The organism is Paenibacillus sp. FSL H8-0260, assembly GCF_045040625.1.
Classification (GTDB): Bacteria; Bacillota; Bacilli; order Paenibacillales; family Paenibacillaceae; genus Paenibacillus_AQ; species Paenibacillus_AQ odorifer.
Genome location: NZ_CP150298.1, coordinates 6,767,015 through 6,787,967, shown reverse-complemented (window position 1 = coordinate 6,787,967; position 20,953 = coordinate 6,767,015). Strand labels below are relative to the sequence as shown.

Below are 20,953 nucleotides of genomic sequence, written 5' to 3'. Positions count from 1 at the left end.
CTTTCTATTTCATCGTATGAAAAAGCGCATAGGAAAAAAAGCCCATGATTATCGACCCTATCCCATTTTTTTAGATTTGTTTGACCAGCCGCAAAAATTAAGTATGCTGTGATTAAATGAAGGGAGTGTGCAAAGGATGAATAAACCTATATGGGAACAGAATTTCTTAGATAGAAATGCCGATTTGAAGCTATGGAATATCCGCCTTGGCAACGACTTATTAGATAATGAAGGTAATCCCATAGACCCAGGTTGGGGCAACGGAGAGCAGCAGTATTACACGGATCATTCCAGCAATCTGTATATCGATGAATTTGGCTTAAATCTGTGCGCACGCAGTGAATCCATTGGAAAGGATGGGCGCAATTTTGCATATACCTCGGCTCGTTTGGATACAAAGGACCATTTTTCCTTTTGCTATGGGAAGTTAGTTGTGCGTGCAAAGCTGCCGGTGGGGCAAGGGGTTTGGCCTGCCATCTGGTTGCTTCCGCAGGAACAGGCTTACGGACCTTGGCCAGCTTCCGGCGAGATTGATATCATGGAAGCCAAAGGCCGCTTGCCTCAGCAAATATCCGGAACACTGCACTACGGAAAGGATTGGGAACATCAAATCGTCGAGGAGTTCTCACACCATTTTGAAAGCGGAACCATTAATGAATTTCATGATTATGCACTGGAATGGACCGCCAGTTCGATTCGATGGGTGGTAGACGGACATTGCTTTGCCGAGCGCTGCTTGGAGCCAGGGGTTATGCCCTTTAACGAGTCATTTTATCTGGTGCTGAACCTTGCAGTGGGCGGCTGGTATGACAATGTAGCGGTTGACGAGGCTGCACTGCCAGCGGTGATGACGGTTTCAGGGATATGGCTGTACCCATAATTAAGAATCTTTGTGAGGCTCTATTATCGATTTTCAATACCTACATCCCATCTGGTAGAATAGGGAAAACCATATTTCTCTATATTCTAGTAACTTGATTATAAGCTTGGGAGGTAGACCATGGACAAAGAACTAATCGCACAGCTGACACAGTGGCATGAAGATGATGAACACCAGAAGATTGTAGACACTCTGATGGAGATTCCTCCAGCGGACAGAGATTACGAGATGGTCAGCAGTCTGGCAAGAGCGTATAACAATTTGGAACGTTATGAAGAAGCCCTTGAACACTTCGCGAAGATTGCGGAACAAGGGCAGAATGATTATCTGTGGCATTTTCGTGTAGGATATTCCTACTATTATTTGAATCGATATGAGGAAGCGGTGAGAGTGCTGGGTATTGCCCATGACCTCGATCCGGATGATGAGAATACGGCCATGTTTCTGAAATTCAGCCAGCGCAAGCTACGCAAAGAACAACACGCCGCAGCCAGACAGGCAATCAGAGAGCAACATAATGATTCGGGGACGACTGCAACTCCTTTTGAAGGGATGGACCTCTCCGAGTTTTGGAAAGATAGCGATTATGCGCTAAAAGAATATGTTTCGGCCCCGCCTACGGATGAGCTGATTGCTTCTGTAGAAGAAGAACTAGGTTACAAGCTTCCTGCCTCTTATATCAGTCTGATGAGGCAGCACAATGGGGGAGTGCCTTATAATACCTGTTTTCCTACGGAGGATGCGACCTCATGGGCTGAGGATCATATCGCGATTACGGGCATTATGGGCATCGGACGTGAGAAAAGCTATTCACTCTGCGGCGATCTCGGCAGTCCGTTTATGATTGAGGAGTGGGGATACCCTGACATTGGCGTGGTAATTTGCGATTGCCCTTCGGCAGGTCATGATGTCGTGATGCTGGATTACCGGAATTGCGGGAAGGACGGTGAACCCGAGGTGATTCATGTGGATCAGGAAGATAATTATGAGATTACGTTTCTGGCCCCAGACTTCGAGACGTTTATACGCGGCCTGGTGAGTGATGAAGAATACGACACCTCTGAAGAAGATAAAGACGAGGATTTGCGCAAAGTAGCCGTAGGCCAATTCTCACCATTGCTTGCGAAGCTGTGCAGCCATGTGTCTGAAGTAGATCAGCTTGAGCATAAGATCCGTAAAGTATGTACCCGAATCGTTGAAGAGAAGGGACACTTCTCCTTTCATGCGGATGAGCTTTCTACTCTGATGTATGATGTGCAGTTCTGGCTATACACAAGCTCTTATCCAAATACGAGCCGTCAACAATATCTGGATGTATATGAAGAAATGATTGCTTTTGGCGGCGAGTTCGGCCAAGGCGGGTATGCTCCCGGCTGGATCAGCGATTGGCTGGATGGCCGAATACGGGAAGGACTGATCGTTCAGGAAAACGGGGTGCTTAGCTTCACAGATCAAGCCGGCTCAGAGGTCATTGCACGGCTGGAAGCGGAAGCTGCAAAATAGGAGACGTTGATTCGGGATTTATTCCCGTGCGGTGCTCGATTGATCACGATAGTATTCAAGGGTCATCCCACAAGGGATGGCCCTTAAACTTGCCGTTTCAGACAGTGCAATCCGCATAATAAGCGAAAGAAAATTAAAGCGCTTACTCGTGAGCGTTTATATAAAAATGTAATTATTAACATTTTTCGACAACATTCACCTTACTTTTACATGGTAGTTATGATATATTCTGGGCGAATATGGATAACAAAAAAAGAGAAAGGGGAATGAGTATGGAAGCGTTGGTGTGGACATCCAATCATAAGCTGGAGCTCTGCGAATGGGAAGAGCCGCAGATTGCAGCACCGGATGAAGTCAAGATCCGGATTGAGATGACAGGTGTATGTGGAACAGATTTAGCAGTCATAACTGGGAAAGAGGAGGGGGTTCCAGGGGTCATTCGTGGTCATGAGGCAGTAGGGACTGTAATCCAAATCGGCAGCAACGTTGACCGTGTTAAGGTAGGCGACCGCGTAGTTATCGATCCGAATCAAAGCTGTGATGAATGCTATTTTTGCTTGAAGAAACAGCCGCACCTCTGTACGGGCATCGATGGAAATGGGATGCCTATTGCGGGTTTGAATCGAAATGGGACATTCACTTTTTTTTACTCAACTGCACAAACGTTTGCACACCGTCTTCCCGATCATATGAGCTGGGAGACGGGGGTTTTGATTGAGCCGCTTGCCTGTGTACTGCACAATTTCAAAGAAGCTAATGTCACAGCAGACGACAAGGTACTCATTCTTGGATCGGGTCCAATGGGACTGTTAAGCCAAATTGTGAGTAAGTCGAAATCTGCGCTCACGGTAGCGACTGAAGTTAATCCCTATCGGTTAGCTTTTGCCAAAGAGATCTCAGATTTTGCTCTAACCCCTGCCCAATTAAATCAAGCTACCGTAGACAAAATCTGTGCGGGACATAAGTTTGATGTGATTATCGATACGGTGGGCACTCAACTCGAAGTGGCGGAAAAGTGGATTGAACGTGGAGGCCGCATCGTTCCTTTTGGTATTAATGCGAAGTATCGCTACACCTTTTCCCCTACTAAATTCGTGCAGCATGCAATAAAAATTATAGCAGCAGGTGAATACCGCTACATGTTCGAGGAAGCTTTGCGGTTTGCCGCTGAAACTCCTGAAATGGAGAAACTAGTAACTAGAAAAGTTAAGCTCAGTCAGCATGAAGCAGCGATAGATGAGTTAATCGGCTATGAATTGAACTCTTTGAAGGTGGTTGGGAGTGAAACCGTAAAGACGGTTTTTGTTCCCTAAACGTAAGACTACAATCAATGAGAGGTGGCACTGTTGATGAGCAATGATAGCAAATTCAGATTAATTCAAGATTACTTGTCTACACAAAAGGCCAAAGAGGTAGAGCCAATTTGGATACCCGCAGTGTGGAATGAGTGCCAATATGAACGTGTTCTCTTAGAAAAAGAGGGTGAAATTTGTGTACACCCGTATGATTTTTTGACTGATCATTTGAATTATGTGGACAGGCTTTCGTGGAGATATCTGCTTAAGGAACGCATAAATCTGGACGATAGCGCGATCTATTCTTCGCTTATTCGCTATTCTACGGCTTGGGATTACAACCATGACGGAAAAATTGAATCAGGTACTTTTTTAAGATTCTTTATTCTTCTGCCTCTGCTAAAGAAAATGGGCATCAATATTCTGTACATGCTTCCAGTTAACCAGTACAGCAAGTTGAATCTGAAGGGGGATATTGGGTCCCCTTACGCAGTGCAATCGTTATTCCATTTGGACGAGAACCTGCACGATAGCCTATTGGATGATATGGAGGAGTTTACGATCCACGATGAGCTCAGCGCTTTGGTAGAGGCTTGTCATTTACTTGATATTAAGACTGTTGTTGATTTCATTCCCCGTGTGACGGCGAAAAACAGTGTGTTCATTACCGAGCATCCTGAATGGGTGTATTGGATCAAAATGGACGAATTAGAAGGCTTTGCGCCGCCCGCGATTCCCCAGCTTGGATTTTTTGAGGAGTGTACGCCGGACAAATTGGAGACGGTCTACCGCAGCCAGGAGACAGCAGTATTTCTGCGGAAGTTCACGCCACCGCCCAATGAACTCCATCCAATTCTTTGGCAGCACTTAAAGGAGAAAGCTGCTAAAACTGGAGATGAGCTATTAACTTTGGTGGAGCAAGAGATGGGGATAACGACTGCTCCAGCGCATTCGGATTGGATAAATGATGTGCAGCCGATTTGGACAGACATTACGTTCTTACGCCTCTACAAGGATTTCTCTCCGCAAGTGAGACATCTTATAAGTCCGGATCAGGCGCCATATGTCCTTTTTGATACGATTAAATGTAATGACTACCCGGGAGAGCAGCCGAATCTGGAGCTGTGGGATGTTCTGGAGGAGGCAGTACGGGTTAATCTCGAAAAATATGGGATTGACGGCTTCCGCATCGACATCGGACACGTGCTTCCTATTCCGTTGTTGACTCGTATTTTTGACACGATTAAAGAGATGAATCCAAATGCGATCTTAATCAGCGAAGATTTGTTCAATCGCAACCACAAGAAGGCGGCAAACACCGGCTATAACATTATGCTTGGCAGTGGGTGGAACGTCATGACACAAATTACTAAAGAGAATCTCGTTTCATTCTTAGAAGAGCTGCCTGAGTTGAATATACATGTGTTTGCCTGTGCAGAAACAGCAGATACTCCTCGGATCACCAGCCGTGGCGGTGTAGAGGTTGCTCGGATGATCGCGGTATTTAATCAATTTCTTCCGAACGCAATTCCATACGTGACGACGGGGTATGAAATGAATGAGGAGCAGCCGCTCAACTGTGGTCTTGGAGATAACACGAACGGAGAGGAGATTTCCCGAGCTTTTTTTAACGTTATGCAAATTAATTGGACCAATCCTACACCGATGCTGCCGCTGTTGGCAGAGCTAAGTGAACTCAAGAAAGATTGGCGCCACCTAGTGAAGCCGGAAAACTTTTTCGTGGCTCAATCCCCGGAAGGTATTGTTCTGTATGGGTATATGCAAGGAGATGAAACGCTGCTGTGCTGCTTTAACTTGAGTGCTGCTGCTTTCTGCCAAGTTGATTTGAAGGTTGCCGTACCTGGCCGATGCCCAATGACGGTAACACTGGATAGTTCCTTAACGGGTAGCAGCGTAGGTCAGGCGTTCGATTGCTTGCTGCTTGCGCCTAATCAGGCTTTAGTGCTCGTAAACAATGATAGACAATTTAGGTAAGGGAGAGAGGCTGCAATGGAAAAGAACAATAAGGAAGTCGTGGTATGGCATGAGTTTGATGGTCCGGGAGATACCTCGATTGAGGTGCTGGAGGGAATTTGTAAGCTGTATACTGAGCGCTTTGGGGTACAAATTACGCCACAAGTCATGAATATTAAGGAGCTGACTGCGCGCCTGAACCAAATTAAGGACACCCAGCAAGGTCCACATCTGGCGATGGTTCCTGCCGACATGTCCTCCTATGTTGAGAACGGTCTTTACTCCGAAGTGCCGGGCGGGCTATTTGACGATACGCTGACTGAGGGTGCTCTTTCAACGATGCAAATGAATGGTGTTCAGTATGGTATCCCGGTATTGCGGGGCAATCATCTGGTTGTGTATTACAACCCGTCGATTTACCCTAGTGCGCCGACGACATGGGACGTGTTCGAAGAGGCAGCAGAAAGGTTATCCGCCCAAGGTATCGTACCGATTGGAGCAGACTTACAGCAAGGCTATTGGTTTATTCCGTTCCTTACAGCTTTCGGCGGCTGGCCTGTACAGAATGGAAAGCCGAATATCGTCACCTCTGAAATGAAGCAGGCGCTTCAGTTTATTAGCGACAAGATGGATCAAGGCGTGCTCGTTAGTCTCGACGGCTCCACAGGACTGCTTGAGCAGTTCATTGACGGTAAGATCGGCGCCATTATTTGTGGCGAGTGGATTTATAACCATCTAGATAAGCATATGAACAATAGGCTTGCGGTTTGCCAGCTTCCGAGCATCGAAGGGCGGCAATCGTTATCCATGTCTTCTTCTATCGGCCTGATCTACCCTAATCATTCATTAACGTCCGAGGAGAGGGAAGATATTTTATCATTCACGCGCTTTATGCTGAGTGACGAATGCCAATCGATGTGGACGCTGGGTGTACAGCGGATTCCGGCTCAGGAAGAGGTGCTGAACCGTCTAGCTGCCTCTGCTGCGCCTAACAAAAAGATGATTTTATCGCTTCTAGATCATTCACGGCCGATGCCGACTTATCCCTTCATGATCCATGTATGGGAGGCGTTAAATGCGGGTCTTATCGAGCTGCCCTTGAGCAATCCTGAACAAGCATTGAACAAAATAGAACAGACTATTCAAGCCTCTTGGGGCGCATTTAAAAGCTAATTAGAGATGGGGAGAGCCAAATGAAAACAACGATATTCAGCCAAATTTCTATTGATGGAAAGCTTACTATGGGCGCTGGTAATTCGAGTAAAGAGCTTTTTTCTTTGTTTTCCAGTGAGGATATGGAATTTATTCATCTATTCCGGGGGAAGGTGCAGGGAATTATGGTCGGCAAAAATACAATTTTGACGGACAATCCTTTCCTTACTAATCGGTATGAGGAAAATAAAAATCCAATTCGTATCATTCCGACAACTACCTTGGATATTCCGCTAGATTGCAATGTACTCTCGGACCAAGGGAAGACGATTATTGTCACGACCGAGAAAGGACGGGATGAAGAAAAAATCAAACAGATCCGGCAAAGAGGAAAGGAGTGCCTTATCTGCGGCGAGGATAAAGTAGATTTTGTGGAGCTTGAACGTCAGTTGGAGGAGAACTATGGGATTACCAGTCTGCTGGTCGAAGGCGGCGGATTCTTAAACTGGCATATTTTCAATCAGGATATCGTCGATGAGATTATTCTAATGCAGCTTCCAATCATCATAGGCGGCTCCACAAACATTACTTTAGTGGATGGAGACGGGTATCAGCAATTGAGCTTTGCGAAAAAGTTCAAGGTTGTAGAAATTCAACCAAAAGATAACTACACGCTCATGCGCTACAAAAAGGTGATCTAGCCTCACACTAAGTCATAGACTGCGAATGACAATGAGTTCTGGAAAAATCGAGAATATGGGGGTTGTGAACGATACATGTCAGAGAAAGAAGATTTCTACAAAAGTGTGTATAAAATCGCTGTGCCCGTTACGCTTCAAAGCTTGCTGATGGCGTTGCTTAATTTGACGGATCAATTGATGGTTGGGCAGCTGGGAGATGTGGCAATTGCCTCGGTGGGGATGTCGACCAAAATATACGGGATCATCGCGGTTGTCTTGGCCGGTTTATCGACGGGTGTATCCATATATGCAGCCCAGTTTTGGGGAAATAAAGATTCCAAAAGCGTCTCTCAAGTACTGGGTCTCGGACTGATCACCGGCTTTGCGTTCTCATTCCTGTTCTCTGCGGCTGTCTTCATCGATTCGCCGCTCTTTCTGAGCCTGTTCACTACAGACGTGAATGTAATAGATGAGGGTTATATTTTTCTCCAGATAATGTCGATCGGTTTTGTACCTGTCATGCTCACGATGATGTATTCCGCGATTTTACGCAGTACTGGCCATGCCAAATGGCCGATGTATGTAAGTCTAATTGCAGTTGGCTTGAATATTATACTGAATTACGTACTTATTTACGGTCATTTCGGTGCTCCTGCGCTTGGTCTGAAGGGCGCTGCCATTGCTACTCTTATCTCTAGGGTCTTCGAATGCTTGTTGATCATTGGTGCCGTGTACCGGTATCGTTTACCGGGAGCTGTCGGGTTAAAGAACTTATTCATCGTTCCTAAACCGCTCATTCGCAAGTTTTTTGGAACGACCTATCCGCTGCTACTGACTGAATTGATTTGGGTATTGGGTGAAACGGCATATGCGGTCATTTATAGCCGTATGGGGACGATGGAAATGACTGCAATGACCATTACCTTCCCACTTCAGGGTCTTTGCATCGGTTTATTATCGGGTCTGGCTAGTGCAGCAGGGGTAATGGTTGGCAACCGTTTGGGTGCGAATGAATCTGATATCGCACTCGATCATGCGAAAAGGTTCATTCGCCTAGGCATCATTATCTCTCTGATTGTCGGGGTTATCATTGCGGCAGGCTCGAAGCTGTATGTCTCTGCGTTCAATATCTCCGAGGATGCTAAGCAAATGAGCATGTATATCGTTATCGTGTTTGCTGGATTTCTTTGGGTCAAAGTATCCAATATGATTATAGCCGGCGGTATTCTAAACAGCGGAGGAGACAGCAAGTTCGTATTCGGCATGGAGTCTACCGCAACGTGGCTGATAGGTGTCCCATCCGGGCTGTTGCTGTCATACATTTGGAAGCAACCAGTCTACCTTGTGTATCTCGTCATCTCGCTGGAGGAGGTTGTCCGCTTTGGTTTCGGCTACGCCCGGATTTACTCCCGTAAGTGGATGAGAAATTTAGTTAGTGATCTGGCTGAAAAAGCTATGTAACATACGACCTGATTGAATCGGTGTGGAGTATTAACCCCCCTAAATTGGAGATCTCTTCACTTAACAATGCAAAAGGTACTGCCTCAAGGTAGTGCCTTTTGCATTGATTTTTAAATATTCAGTTGTTAACTGCCAAGTATCTTAACCACTACGTTTTAAAGCACCAGTTACTTCGTTGACGGTTATTTTGATCATAAAGTAGAATTTTTACGTCGAAAAAGTAACAAAAAACCACCAACTTACATTGGTGGTTTACGATCCATATAGTATTATTTCAATTCAATCTGTCCTTGTTCGGTTCCCCAGAACCCAGTTTGGACATTCAAAAGAAAGCCAGTCATATCTTCTGGGATTTCAAATACTACATTGTCTGTTTGAGCCAATCCAGGATTGATTCCTTCATATAAAAAATAGTCTCCGGAAGTAGTAATCAACATGCCTTTTAGTAGTTTCTTGGTAAGTTTTTAATAGTATTAGAGTGCAGTGTTTGAATATTTCTCGGGAGCCGTAGATGAGAGAAAAATAGGCCGCACTTCATGAAAAGAGCGACTATTTCTTTTTACATTTACTTAGGTTGCTTACGTCTTCTGAGATAGGCCCAGATCACAAATACCGCTGCTAGAGCAATAATGGCGCTAATGGTAATAGACCTTGTTAGGTGATTATTATCGTCCGGATAATACGCGGAAGCAATGGTTTCATAAATCTAAAATAGTCTATGGACTGTTCAACAAATTTTGTGAGTGCTGCGGAGATGATTTTATAGGATCAGCTCCGCAAGACGATAAATGCCCTGCTCAATTGCTGCCTCATCTACTTTTGCAAACCCTAATACCCATCCTTTTCTTTTGCTATCCAAACAATAGGGTCCAAGAGGGTACACACGTATTCCATGTTGTAGGGCTAACTTTGTCACAGCTTCTTCGTCGAATGTTTCCTCAGCTTCTAATAACATATGTAATCCAGTTTCTACTCCACTGAGCGTGAAGCGCTCCCCTAAACCGCTAGCCATAATAGCTTTTGCCATGACCTCGTGTCTTCGCCGGTATACGTTTCTGACTCTTCGCATATGGCGCATAAAATGACCATTTTTAATGAAGTGGGTTAGTGTTAGCTGATCCATAATCGGAAGATGACGGTAAGTCAGCTCCTGCACCTTCGCTAGTTGAGCAATTGCCTCGACTGATCCAACAATAGCCGAAATACGAATGCCTGGTGCAATCATTTTAGAGAAACTCATGAGATACAAAGTATTATTAGATGCCTGACTAAACAGCGTTGGCAGCGGCTCGCCGCGATATCGAAATTCACTATCATAATCGTCTTCAATGATCCAAAATCGTTCTTGAACGGCCTTATGCAGCAATTGTTGCCGGCGGGGCTCCGACATAACGACCCCTACTGCGCACTGGTGGGAAGGGGTGGCAAAGACCAGTTTGGATTGCGGGTGAATATGCCCAACCACTAGACCATACTCATCAACAGGAACGGGTACCACATTCATACGGCGGTATTTCATTGCCATCCAAGCAGCTGGGAAACCTGGATCTTCTACTGAGACAGTGTCCCCATCAGCTAAAAGTGACTGTGCGATTAAGTCAATACTATGCTGAGCTCCTGAGGTCAACAGAATCTGATTGGTTTGGACATGTATGCCCCGTTCAAGTGATAAATAACGCTGTATTTGCTCACGTAATGGTGTGTACCCGTAGCAGTTACCGTAAGCCCAGCTTGATAAATCCATTTCAGAGGATGCCTGGAGCAGCGATTGCCGCCAGTTTTTTTGAAATTGTTCATCCAAATAGGGTTCATGGGGACTGAAATCAATATCCACTTCTAGCGGTTCTTTACCTCTGAACCAGTCATGTAATTGATCAACAGCTGAGTCTAGCAAGGAGAGTGAAGGAGGTGTGGGGCCCTCTGTTTCTATTTCCTTCGTTGATATAGCGACTTGCTTCCATGTACTAACTCGCGTCCCTCCCCGGCGGGAGGTAACTGTATAACCCCGACTTAACAATTCCTCATAGACGATCTGTATAGTTGAGCGGGAGACACCTACGATGTGCGCAAGTTCGCGGGTAGGAATCAGTAGTTCTCCTGGTGCCCAGACTCCGCTAGTAATATTATGGATCGCTTGATCAAGCAATTGCTGCCAGATCGGTCGCTTATCATTACGAATTACTTTCATCATCGTACATACCTCCAAATAGAAACTCCAATCATAAAAAGCTGATTATGGATTGCTCTAAACAGCGAATTATGGATATTTTAATGCAATCCATTCATTGATATACTACCGTAACAACGCTGGTATCCGCAATTTAAATAAAAGGAGAGATTCGATATGAATTCGGTTCGTTACAAGACCAGGGAATGCCTAGATCAAGAGAAGATTGAAAGGTTCCTTCACCAAACGAGATTAGGTTATCTGGGGTTGGTTGATGGGAACCTCCCTTATGTTGTGCCACTTAATTATGTATGGACTGAAGGGAAACTGTATATTCATGGGGCTGGAGATGGAAGACGTAATCAGGTCATGCGTGATAATCCGGAGGTATGTTTTACGGTATGTGAGGAATACGGAACTATTACAGATCCGGTACCAGCCAAAACGGATACAGCTTATATGAGCGTAATGATTTTTGGACAAGCAGAACCGATTTCAGATTTGGATGAAGCCACACATGTACTTCAGGAATTGATCAATAAATACGTACCGGGTTATTATAATCGACCCTTGTCCAAGCAGCATGTGGAAAAGTATAGATCGGCTGTATTTGGCGGTCCGGTTCAAGTTTATCGGGTAATTCCGTATCATATCACGGCAAAAGAAAGTCCTATTGAAGCAGAAAAAATGTATAAAAGGGGCATGGGTACTGGACGAGATGTTTAGCCGCAAGATACCATTACAAATGGTGTTATGCTAACGAGGTCTTTGGCAGCCTTTATGTCCTAATCATATGGGGAGAGGGAGGCTTTTTAGAGGTACTATCTATCAAAGTAGGCCGCAATCCAATGAAGGAGGGCGGCCTACTTATTTTTACATTTATTTAGGTTGTTTACGTCTTCTGAGATAGGCCCAGAACACAAATACCGCTACTAGAGCAATAATGGCGCTAATGGTGATAGACCTTGTCAGATGATTATTATCGTCCGCATAATATGCGGAAGCAATGGTTCCCGACCCATCCTGCTCGTCATCGGAAGAATCGTTCTGCATCGTTTGTAACACATCAATTAAATGCCCGGGTGCTTGAGGCTCCGAAATATTGCTTAGTCCTTTTGTTTCTGCTGATGAGGCTTGTTGTGGGGCGATGATTAGTTCCTGATTGTCTTTCTTGAAGGCAGCTATATATTCGTCCCGCTCACGGATAAGTGTAGGCTCACTCACTTCACCCTCAGCTTCTAGTGAATGAATAGCATAGGCCAAAGTATTAGGATTTCCTCCAAACTCAGTAACTTGATAGGACCCGTTTGAATCCTTTTGAATGATCATTTTAGATTTGGGTATTCCGCCCGATAAAATAAGAAACTCCCAGTTGTCTTGGGGTGTGACCGTTTCAATCAGACTATCGGAAGCCGCCCTAAGCTTAGCGCCATCAATAAAATGAATCTGCATTCCTTGACCTACGGTAATTTCACTAATCTCTGCTTCATTGTTGTAACCATACCCTTCAGGATCTTTAGATAGTCCTTCTTTAATCAATGTTAATCCTTCTGTATTTGCAAAAGAAACAACATCTTCAGTTACGGTCTGAGCCCATACAGGTGAGAAAAAAGTCAGAAATAAAACGAATGAAGTTACAGTTAACAGCAGCGTTTTCTTAATGGGAAGCCCTCCTTAAATATATTTGTTGAAGCCATGAAGTCCCCATCTCCAGGTTCTATCGTAGCTGGAGCCACCTTTAACGTTGGTGTATAACATGGAGGTTTTTGTGCCCCCACTCGGGTTCATGTGTTGAATCCAATCATTTCCACTATATGTGTCGTACCCATAGATAACTACTGCGTGCCCGCCACCGGTAGCACTATTCCATTTCCAGCTTACATATATAGGACTGCCAACATTATCAATCTGGTTTTTTACATCGCTGTAAGATAGTGCTCCTGTATGATTCCAACTGGAGACACCATAATCATGAATGCCTTCTTGAACAGTTCCATAAGATTCACTCTCGTCTGTTGTACAGCCGGAGGTTCCCTTCACATGATCATAAAAAGAACATTGGCTTACAGAGATTCCGTAATATTGAAGTATGGTAACGCTAGTCGCAGCCCAGCACCAATTATTCTTAGCTTGTGTAGCTGTAGGGTAGCCAATTAAATTAGTCGCATATGCTTGGGAAACAAAAGAAAAAAGAAAGACTGAAACAAAGGTTCCAACAAGCATCAATCTCTTTTTTAAAGATAATTTCATGAATGGAATCAGCTCCTTATTATGGATTAATATTCCTTTTAATAACACTATTAAAATACCATATATTAACTTATGTGTAAAGTTTAAATATTTTTCCGTTTTTATAATAGAGTCTACACATTTGATATGGAGAGGGGGATACTGATATGGATAAGAAAATATTGATACTCGTAGGAATACGTGCTCCAATGATCCAAAGCAAGCCATTCATAACAAAAGCCACTCCGCTAAGGAATGGCTTTTCTTCATTTACTCTGCAATTACTAGTTACAACTGAGGTTCTTCTTTGCTAACTAGGTTTGCTTTCTTTTCAATCATGAGCTTGTTTTTCGTGGGCATAAATAAGGTTATAACAAATGCGGCAATGGATAAAATCATCATGAAGTAGTAGGCGTCACTTGCCCCAAGAATTGATGTAAGGGATTTAAGAATCTCAGGAGTAGTGGAGGGATTGTTCAGCATCACTGTAGTTGCATGACTTGTTGCCTGCACTGTATAAATTGTAATTACGACAGCAGTACCAATGGCCCCGGCAATTTGGCGAACGGTATTGTTCACAGCTGTACCATGAGTGCCAAGTTGTTTGGGCAACGCATTTAGTCCGGCTGTATTGAGTGGCATAGTAATGAAGCTTAATCCAATTCGCAGGCCAATAGTACGAATCATTAGATACGTATACGTAGTTGATTCAGATAAATCTGTTACCGCCCACATAGATGGAATAATAAACAATAGACCAATGATGAACAGCGGCTTCGCACCGAAACGGTCGTATAATTTACCGGTGACGGGTGACATGAACGCATTTACGAGTGCGCCCGGCAACAATAGTAGTCCTGCATCAAATGCTGTAAACCCGCGGCCATTCTGCAGATAAATAGGCAATAAGATCATATCTGCGTACATCATCATCGTGATTAATACGTTAATAAGAGATGTCATCGTAAAAACCTTATTTTTGAAGACCGACAGGTTTAGCAGCGGATCATCCGATTTGATTTGTCGAAGACAGAATACGGCTGTTACCACGACCCCAATCCCTAAGGTCAGGATCACGATTACATCATCCCAGCCTTTACTGCCTGCACTACTGAAGCCGTATAAAATTAAGCCAAATCCGACGGTTGATAAAAGAACACTTATGACATCAAGCTTCGACTTAGACGTCTCAGATACATTCACTAAATACTTGAGTGCCAACGCTATAACAATGAGGACAAGTGGAATAAGCCCGATAAATAACCAGCGCCAAGAGTGGTATTCGACAACAAAACCCGCGAGCGTTGGCCCAATAGCAGGAGCGAATATCATCGCCAGTCCAAGCAGTCCCATAGCGCTGCCACGTTTTTCAACGGGGAAGATCGCCAGCACAACACTCATCATGAGCGGCATTATAATGCCAGCACCGGCAGCTTGGATCATTCGTCCGATTAAGAGTAGACTAAAGCTCGGCGCTGCTGCACAAATTATAGAACCGATTAATAAAAATGACATGGCACTTATAAATAATTGCCGTGTTGTAAAACGTTTCATTAAATAGGCCGTAATCGGAATCAAAATCCCGTTGATCAGCATAAATCCTGTTGAAATCCATTGTACGGTTGTTGCCGTTACATCAAATACATCCATCAGACTACTTAAGGCGACATTTAAAAGCGTCTGATTGAGTGTGGATAAGAAACAACCAAAGATTAAGATGGTTAGTAAGATCCCTTTATTTATTTTCTTAATGTCTTCTTGCATGTTGCAGTCCTCTCTTCATTGCTTTTTCGACATAGTGTCAATAAAATAAATCATATCAGGATTTAAATAGTATTCCTATTTGCAATTTTATTGAAAATGTCGACTAATCGACAGAATAGGCAAATTAGTTGATGAAATGCCATTTAAACGATAATAGAGGGATGAAATGACTGAACATAAAAGAGTTGACCCACGAGCTATTCGCTCAAAAAAGATGCTTAAGAACGCCGTTTTTTCATTATTGGCCGACAATGTGGAGATTTCGCAATTGACCGTCCAAAAAATCGCCAACCGCGCGGAACTAAATCGTGCAACGTTTTATTTGCATTATGAGGATATTAACGATTTATTGCGCCAGATCGTACATGAAATCTTCGATGACCTGTCCATGAAGGTTGAACCGCTATTACAAATGAAGAGTAACAACGAACAGGAGCAGCTGGTCACCTTTTTAAATTATTTTTTTGAATACCGGAAAGTTTTTGCTGTATTGATTGAGCATAAAGGCTTCAAAAAACACTTGACCAACCTGTTAAAAGGTACTGTCGAAAAACGAAGAAACGCGAGGAACATTGACCTTACTAAGGAGGTAGTCTCCGTTGATATTATTGCAGCCTCACTACTGGGGATTATTATGTGGTGGATTAAGGATGGCAACCAATATAGCGCTGAATACATAGCGGGGCAAATTACCTTGATGTATAAAAGAAGGTATTTATAAGGGCTTTTATGATATATTCAAGTAAAGTTTGAGTCCCTAGCCAATAATCTAAAAAGGAAGTGCGAACAATGGATTTAGAAACGGTCATGCAAGAGCTTGAAGCTCTCGGCAAGGAACGCACCAAGAAAATATATCTATCCAATGGCGCGCACGAACCGCTTTTTGGTGTGGCCACAGGCCAGATGAAGCCCATCTTCAGAAAAATAAAACATAATCAACCCTTGGCCGAGCAGCTTTATGCTACGGGAAATTACGACGCTATGTATTTTGCCGGGGTGATCGCGGAGCCTAAAGCAATGTCAGAGTCGGATTTTGAGCGGTGGATTGCTGGCGCTTATTTCTATATGCTATCGGACTTTGTGGTGGCAGTAACGTTGGCGGAGACGGATATTGCGCAAGAGGTTTCTGATAAATGGATTGCAAGTGAGATAGAGCTGAAAATGTCGGCGGGCTGGAACTGTTACTGCTGGCTGCTCGGAAATCGCCCGGACAGTGAATTTTCCGCAGAAAAATTGGCCGCTATGTTGGAGCTTGCTAAAAATACGATTCATGATGCTCCTGAGCGAACGAAATACGCAATGAACAATTTCATCTACACTGTGGGCGTATCCTATCTGCCGCTTCATGATAAAGCGGTTGAGATTGCAAAGGACGTTGGCCCGGTGGAAGTCCATACCGGTAGTGCAAAAAGCAAGATTTTGAATGCTTCAATTAATATTCAAAAGGCAGTTGATAAATCGCAGCTCGGCTTCAAACGAAAACATGTAAGGTGTTAGTCAATCATGGACATCAATGACCTTATTGCTGTATGGAATCACGTGAATTGCAAAGTAGTTGATATTCGTCGGATGACCCTTAGACCTGGCGAATCTATACCTTCCTATTACGTCCCCTCAAGGTTGTTTCTTATGTCGATTCACGGTAATGCTACAGTTAACCTGGGAAGCCAAGTTCACCGTTTACAGCGCTTTACAGTGCTTCATGTAGGCAAAGGAACTGTGCTCAACATTGACGCAGGCAGCGAGGGGCTGGATTACTATAGCATTTATTATAAAGTGAGTATGCATCCCTCACTACCCTTAGAGATTGCTACGCTATACGAGGGCGCTAAATCCTTTGATCATTCGTACAGCATGACGCCTGACAATTCGGTAGCGCTGTATCGCATAGTGAGCGAGATGTTTAAGGAGTGGGGGAAGCCGCAGCCGCTTGCGCGGTTGCATGTTCGCACTTTACTTCATCAGTTTGTGTATGAGCTACTCCATCAAATGTCGGTGCACGGTGTTAATACGACTAAGCGTGATCTGGCCGCCCGGATCGCCGACATTATCCATGAACATTATACGGATAACATTACGCTGGAATCATTATCGGAAAGCCTGAACTATAGCGTCCCCCATTTATCTTCCTACTTCAAAATCCGTACTGGACTTAGCCCGATTGATTACTTAATTAAGGTGCGCATCGAAAAAGCGGTGGCACTTCTGCTGGAAACAGATGCTACGCTGAAAGAAATTGCAGTGGGCGTCGGTTATCAAGATCCTAGTTATTTGGGCAGGCTGTTCAAAAAGTATAAGGGTGTTTCCCCGATTAGCTATAGAGAATTGCATTCCAGAAAGAACAAACTAGAAGATAGTCCTGCCACAAACATAGAATCCTCCATTGTTGCCCTTGAATCATTTGACTATACTGATTATATTGATAACGATTATCAGTATCATTTTGATCAAGAGGGAGATTCATTCATGTTTAAACATTCAAGGCCTACGCTGGCATCGGTATTGCTGTTAAGTTTCATTTTGGTACTGAGCGCATGTGGTACAAACGGTGCTACGGAGAATGCTGCCTCACAGCAGCCGAAGACCAAAATCGTTAAAACGGTTAACGGTGAGGTGGAGATCCCCCTTCATCCCAAAAGAATTGTTGCAGGTGAATATCTCGGCAGCTTAATTGCGCTGGGCATTACACCCATCGGAACCTCCGAACATCATATTAAAAATCCATATTTTCAGGAGTATTTGAAAGACGTTGAGAATATAGGGGACGGAAATGGAAATGTAGAGAAAATTCTGTCGCTTAATCCCGATTTGATTATTATGGATGATTTCTATCCTGAGCTAAATGAGCAGATGTCAAAAATCGCACCTACGGTCGTTATTCCATACGCTTCCTTAAAAACGGTACATGAGGAAGTGGCTTATTTCGGTGAGCTGCTTAGTGAAGAAGATAAGGCCAAAACCTGGCTTGCAGACTATGACAGCCGTATGGCCAATGCCAAGGAGAGCGTATTGAAGGTTGTGCCAGCAGATAGCACATTTTCCATTATTGAATGGTCTGAAAACAGCTTGATGGCCGTCGGAACAGACTTCGGCAAAGGTGGACAACCAATCTATAATGGATTGGGATTTAAGCCTCCTGCGGATATCGCCGCCGAAATGGCCGATCCGGGCTGGGCTTCATTCTCTGCTGAGGTCTTACCAAAGTATGCCGGTGACTATATTATTCTTACCTCCGACTCGAAAAAGCTGGATGAACTTAAAGCCGACCCGATCTGGGGCGCACTGCCAGCAGTCAAAAATGATCACGTATTTCTTTGGACAAGCGATCGCTCCGGCTACTGGGACCCGATAGCTATTCTGAGTCAGACAGAAGAGTTGGCGGCTTGGCTGACAAGCCACTAATACAACGTGTATTCCAAACCTAAAAGGCGCCCCTTCGGGTGCCTTTTTAGGTTTTTTTGGAGATGGTTCGCCGCCATGTGTTCTATGTGTCATTCTCCAGCTGATTCTGCAGTAACATCAAGATAATTGATCCTGTATTGCGACGGTGACAGCCCATATTTCTTCTTAAAGGCAGCAGCAAAATAAGAACTACTATTAAAGCCAACTTCGCTGGCAATGTCGTTAATATTGAAATCTTTCTTCTCCACCAGTAGAGCTGCGGCTCTTTGCAGTCTTAATTGATTTATATAATCTGGAAAGGTCTTCTGCGTATAGCTGTTGAACAGTTTGCTAAAGTACGATGAGCTCATATTGTATTTTTCAGCAAGGGCATCAATGGATAGCGTATTATCGTTAATATGCTCATGGATATACTCGATCGCCTTCATAATGTTGTTTTGCACCGTTAATGAACGGGAAGTTTTTAACTCTAAACAAGCACTGTCGAGCATTGTTTTTAGCAGGGTACTAAGCTCATCAATATTATTGCAGCTTTGCAGCTTCACATAGACATCCAGATAGATGCTACGGTATTCCTTATTTTCTACTATGGAGTTATGCGCTAGCATAGCAGCATCAGCAAGCAAATTGGCTAAATAACTTAAACCTGCTTCATACTCAATATTTTTCACAAGCTCAAGTAAAGCTTCTATATTTTCAAGAGGGATCGTTTGCAATTGGTTGCTTTTAATTAGCTCCAAAATCTTCTGTGTCAACTCATTCGCTTGCCCTTTGGATAGACTACTTGGTGTAAAGGTGTCAAAGATAAAGTACGTCTGCTTGTAGCAAAACAATTTATTTCTTATCAAATGTTGGGCTTGTTCATAGGAATCCGGTAATTGCTGCAAGTTATATGCTATTTGTGAAATGCCTATAGTGATATGAACTTTATAGTTCTCGGCAAGCTTATGAATCATTTGTTCAGCGTATTGCGCCACAACTTGCAGATCGTTTAGTAAAATACCCGACCTCCCTTCGCTGACAATTAGAATGAACTGATTGCTGCTTATAGGATAGGCTTTATAATCTATTTCCTGGCTCCATATTTGTTGCCCGACATTTTGCAAAAGAAGTAAGAGATTATAATCGAGATCTAGAGCAGAAGGTGCAGTAACTTCTACACTGATAACGCGATAATGTCCTTGATCTCCTAGCTTTTCTTGCAGGCTTTTCAGTTCTCGCGGCAGTTGCGGGTCTGCATTTTGTTGACTATAGTTACGCTTTTGAAGAAAATCTATAAATTCATTGCTGCTGTGCCGTGATTCCAAGGCACTCATTTTAGAAAGCGCTTTCGAGATTGTCAGTGATGCTGTTTGTATCTCATCATAATGGTTTCCATGTTCTTGCTCCTCTTCATCATCCTGCTCCGAGTTTCTGAAGGCTGTGTAAATATTGAGCAGCATATGATTAACTGGCTTGTAAACTTTATTAGTGAACACATAACTTAATAATAGCGCAATGAAAATAATGAAGATGGAGAAGATAATAATCGCATTTCTAGCCTTAAGTAATTGTTCAATACTGCTTTGATAGTCCATGACGGAAACGATACTGTATCCTTCATGCCCATTATTTACATACGAAATTACTATATCTTCATCTTTACCCTTATTTTTTGATGAATAGCTGTTATAGCCATCTGTGGCATGCGCTATTTCATTTAGTGTAGTTGGTGCTATGGGATAATTATTGTTTTGTTCAGTTATAATTTGGCTTGTTTGATTATCTACGATTAATATACTGTCAGACTGATCTTCATAGCTGGAAAGAATGCTCTTACGTAATGTTTCCGTATTGGAGACTATGATAATACCACTTTGACTAGTGCCGTATAAGGCTGTGCGCGAGGTTTGAAAAAATACGAGTCGCTGGCTGCCATCTGCTAATGTAATCGGAATAGGATAACGATCCGTCTTAGATTGCAGTACTTGCTTTAAAATATTTTGTTTTTCATTTCGATTAAGATAGTAGTCATCCAGTTCATAAATAATGTCATCCTGATTAAAAAAGAAAATGGAGTTGACGGATTCGTTCGCATTCAAAATCGGGTGTAAGTTATTGCTTATCTCTATCGCGTCCAATACGCTGGTGTTTTCATAGTCATAAATGTAAGAAATAGATTTGGGCATTTTATTAATAAGCTCTGTCAGGCGACGGTATTGATCTAGTTTGCTGTTGTATACGGTACTGATATTTTCCAGCTTATTTCGCAACATGTCGTTAATTTGATTTTTCATATATACATTAAAATATTGGAAGGCCGCAACATTGATAATAATTACAGTAATAATAGAAATGGATAAAAAGTTCATATAGACTTTGAACTTAAAGCTTTTGCGCCATCTATTGGCATATTTACTTACAAATTGTTTGCCTGGATTCAACAGCTTCAATAGCTTCATTCCCT

16 protein-coding genes are annotated in these 20,953 nt (G+C 43.4%); 11 read left to right on the top strand and 5 right to left on the bottom strand.

The features are described 5' to 3' along the window. Positions 1-136: 136 nt before the first annotated feature. The 7 genes from MHI51_RS30145 (at position 137) to MHI51_RS30115 (ending at position 8,945) form a co-directional block, all read left to right on the top strand. Entirely contained in the window at positions 137-880 is a 744-nt protein-coding gene (locus MHI51_RS30145) for a glycoside hydrolase family 16 protein (protein WP_076220285.1), read from the top strand. Positions 881-1,000: 120 nt separating this feature from the next. Next, a complete protein-coding gene (locus tag MHI51_RS30140) occupies positions 1,001-2,383 on the top strand; it encodes an SMI1/KNR4 family protein (RefSeq protein ID WP_405173467.1) in 1,383 nt (460 codons plus the stop codon). A 266-nt stretch (positions 2,384-2,649) separates the two neighbouring features. After that, positions 2,650-3,696: a zinc-binding dehydrogenase gene (locus MHI51_RS30135; protein ID WP_256718957.1), complete on the top strand. Its 1,047-nt coding sequence runs from the start codon at positions 2,650-2,652 to the stop codon at positions 3,694-3,696. A 36-nt stretch (positions 3,697-3,732) separates the two neighbouring features. After that, a complete protein-coding gene (locus tag MHI51_RS30130; RefSeq protein WP_081387429.1) occupies positions 3,733-5,673 on the top strand; it encodes an alpha-amylase in 1,941 nt (646 codons plus the stop codon). Between the two features lie 15 nt (positions 5,674-5,688). After that, positions 5,689-6,825, top strand: coding sequence for an extracellular solute-binding protein (locus MHI51_RS30125; protein WP_076276314.1), 1,137 nt, complete (start codon positions 5,689-5,691; stop codon positions 6,823-6,825). Between the two features lie 20 nt (positions 6,826-6,845). Further along, entirely contained in the window at positions 6,846-7,505 is a 660-nt protein-coding gene (locus tag MHI51_RS30120) for a dihydrofolate reductase family protein (protein WP_076220834.1), read from the top strand. A 75-nt stretch (positions 7,506-7,580) separates the two neighbouring features. Next, entirely contained in the window at positions 7,581-8,945 is a 1,365-nt protein-coding gene (locus MHI51_RS30115; RefSeq protein ID WP_076132870.1) for an MATE family efflux transporter, read from the top strand. Positions 8,946-9,705: 760 nt separating this feature from the next. On the opposite strand, the gene MHI51_RS30110 is transcribed toward MHI51_RS30115, so the two are convergent. After that, positions 9,706-11,136 carry a PLP-dependent aminotransferase family protein gene (locus MHI51_RS30110; protein WP_076276313.1) on the bottom strand — a complete coding sequence of 477 codons (1,431 nt, stop codon included), beginning with the start codon at positions 11,134-11,136 and terminating at the stop codon, positions 9,706-9,708. A gap of 153 nt (positions 11,137-11,289) precedes the next feature. Here MHI51_RS30110 and MHI51_RS30105 point away from each other — a divergent pair, with 153 nt between their 5' ends. Beyond that, positions 11,290-11,838, top strand: a complete 549-nt coding sequence (locus MHI51_RS30105) for a pyridoxamine 5'-phosphate oxidase family protein (RefSeq protein WP_036682364.1) — start codon at positions 11,290-11,292, stop codon at positions 11,836-11,838. 153 nt (positions 11,839-11,991) lie between these two features. Here MHI51_RS30105 and MHI51_RS30100 read toward each other — a convergent pair whose 3' ends face one another. From MHI51_RS30100 to MHI51_RS30090, 3 genes are all read right to left on the bottom strand, one after another. Further along, positions 11,992-12,651, bottom strand: a complete 660-nt coding sequence (locus tag MHI51_RS30100; protein ID WP_076124251.1) for a hypothetical protein — start codon at positions 12,649-12,651, stop codon at positions 11,992-11,994. Positions 12,652-12,786: 135 nt separating this feature from the next. Beyond that, entirely contained in the window at positions 12,787-13,362 is a 576-nt protein-coding gene (locus MHI51_RS30095; protein ID WP_076124249.1) for a C39 family peptidase, read from the bottom strand. Between the two features lie 267 nt (positions 13,363-13,629). Then, positions 13,630-15,105 carry a DHA2 family efflux MFS transporter permease subunit gene (locus MHI51_RS30090; RefSeq protein WP_076276312.1) on the bottom strand — a complete coding sequence of 492 codons (1,476 nt, stop codon included), beginning with the start codon at positions 15,103-15,105 and terminating at the stop codon, positions 13,630-13,632. Between the two features lie 166 nt (positions 15,106-15,271). On the opposite strand from MHI51_RS30090, the gene MHI51_RS30085 reads away from it, so the two are divergent. From MHI51_RS30085 to MHI51_RS30075, 3 genes are all read left to right on the top strand, one after another. Continuing rightward, positions 15,272-15,826, top strand: coding sequence for a TetR/AcrR family transcriptional regulator (locus MHI51_RS30085; RefSeq protein WP_076220609.1), 555 nt, complete (start codon positions 15,272-15,274; stop codon positions 15,824-15,826). Between the two features lie 68 nt (positions 15,827-15,894). Continuing rightward, complete coding sequence (locus MHI51_RS30080) at positions 15,895-16,602, top strand: DNA alkylation repair protein (protein ID WP_076220608.1); 708 nt, start codon at positions 15,895-15,897, stop codon at positions 16,600-16,602. Positions 16,603-16,608: 6 nt separating this feature from the next. Continuing rightward, complete coding sequence (locus MHI51_RS30075) at positions 16,609-18,507, top strand: AraC family transcriptional regulator (protein WP_405173466.1); 1,899 nt, start codon at positions 16,609-16,611, stop codon at positions 18,505-18,507. Between the two features lie 89 nt (positions 18,508-18,596). Here the strand turns inward: MHI51_RS30075 and MHI51_RS30070 are convergent, their stop codons facing one another. Next, a complete protein-coding gene (locus tag MHI51_RS30070; protein WP_076218851.1) occupies positions 18,597-20,948 on the bottom strand; it encodes a helix-turn-helix domain-containing protein in 2,352 nt (783 codons plus the stop codon). Between the last annotated feature and the right edge of the window lie 5 nt (positions 20,949-20,953).

Bases quoted from the DNA above. Each gene is read 5' to 3' on its own strand.
- MHI51_RS30145 (WP_076220285.1), top strand. From the start codon at position 137: ATGAATAAACCTATATGGGAACAGAATTTCTTAGATAGAAATGCCGAT.
- MHI51_RS30140 (WP_405173467.1), top strand. From the start codon at position 1,001: ATGGACAAAGAACTAATCGCACAGCTGACACAGTGGCATGAAGATGAT.
- MHI51_RS30135 (WP_256718957.1), top strand. From the start codon at position 2,650: ATGAGTATGGAAGCGTTGGTGTGGACATCCAATCATAAGCTGGAGCTC.
- MHI51_RS30130 (WP_081387429.1), top strand. From the start codon at position 3,733: ATGAGCAATGATAGCAAATTCAGATTAATTCAAGATTACTTGTCTACA.
- MHI51_RS30125 (WP_076276314.1), top strand. From the start codon at position 5,689: ATGGAAAAGAACAATAAGGAAGTCGTGGTATGGCATGAGTTTGATGGT.
- MHI51_RS30120 (WP_076220834.1), top strand. From the start codon at position 6,846: ATGAAAACAACGATATTCAGCCAAATTTCTATTGATGGAAAGCTTACT.
- MHI51_RS30115 (WP_076132870.1), top strand. From the start codon at position 7,581: ATGTCAGAGAAAGAAGATTTCTACAAAAGTGTGTATAAAATCGCTGTG.
- MHI51_RS30110 (WP_076276313.1), bottom strand. From the start codon at position 11,136: ATGATGAAAGTAATTCGTAATGATAAGCGACCGATCTGGCAGCAATTG.
- MHI51_RS30105 (WP_036682364.1), top strand. From the start codon at position 11,290: ATGAATTCGGTTCGTTACAAGACCAGGGAATGCCTAGATCAAGAGAAG.
- MHI51_RS30095 (WP_076124249.1), bottom strand. From the start codon at position 13,362: ATGAAATTATCTTTAAAAAAGAGATTGATGCTTGTTGGAACCTTTGTT.
- MHI51_RS30090 (WP_076276312.1), bottom strand. From the start codon at position 15,105: ATGCAAGAAGACATTAAGAAAATAAATAAAGGGATCTTACTAACCATC.
- MHI51_RS30085 (WP_076220609.1), top strand. From the start codon at position 15,272: ATGACTGAACATAAAAGAGTTGACCCACGAGCTATTCGCTCAAAAAAG.
- MHI51_RS30080 (WP_076220608.1), top strand. From the start codon at position 15,895: ATGGATTTAGAAACGGTCATGCAAGAGCTTGAAGCTCTCGGCAAGGAA.
- MHI51_RS30075 (WP_405173466.1), top strand. From the start codon at position 16,609: ATGGACATCAATGACCTTATTGCTGTATGGAATCACGTGAATTGCAAA.
- MHI51_RS30070 (WP_076218851.1), bottom strand. From the start codon at position 20,948: ATGAAGCTATTGAAGCTGTTGAATCCAGGCAAACAATTTGTAAGTAAA.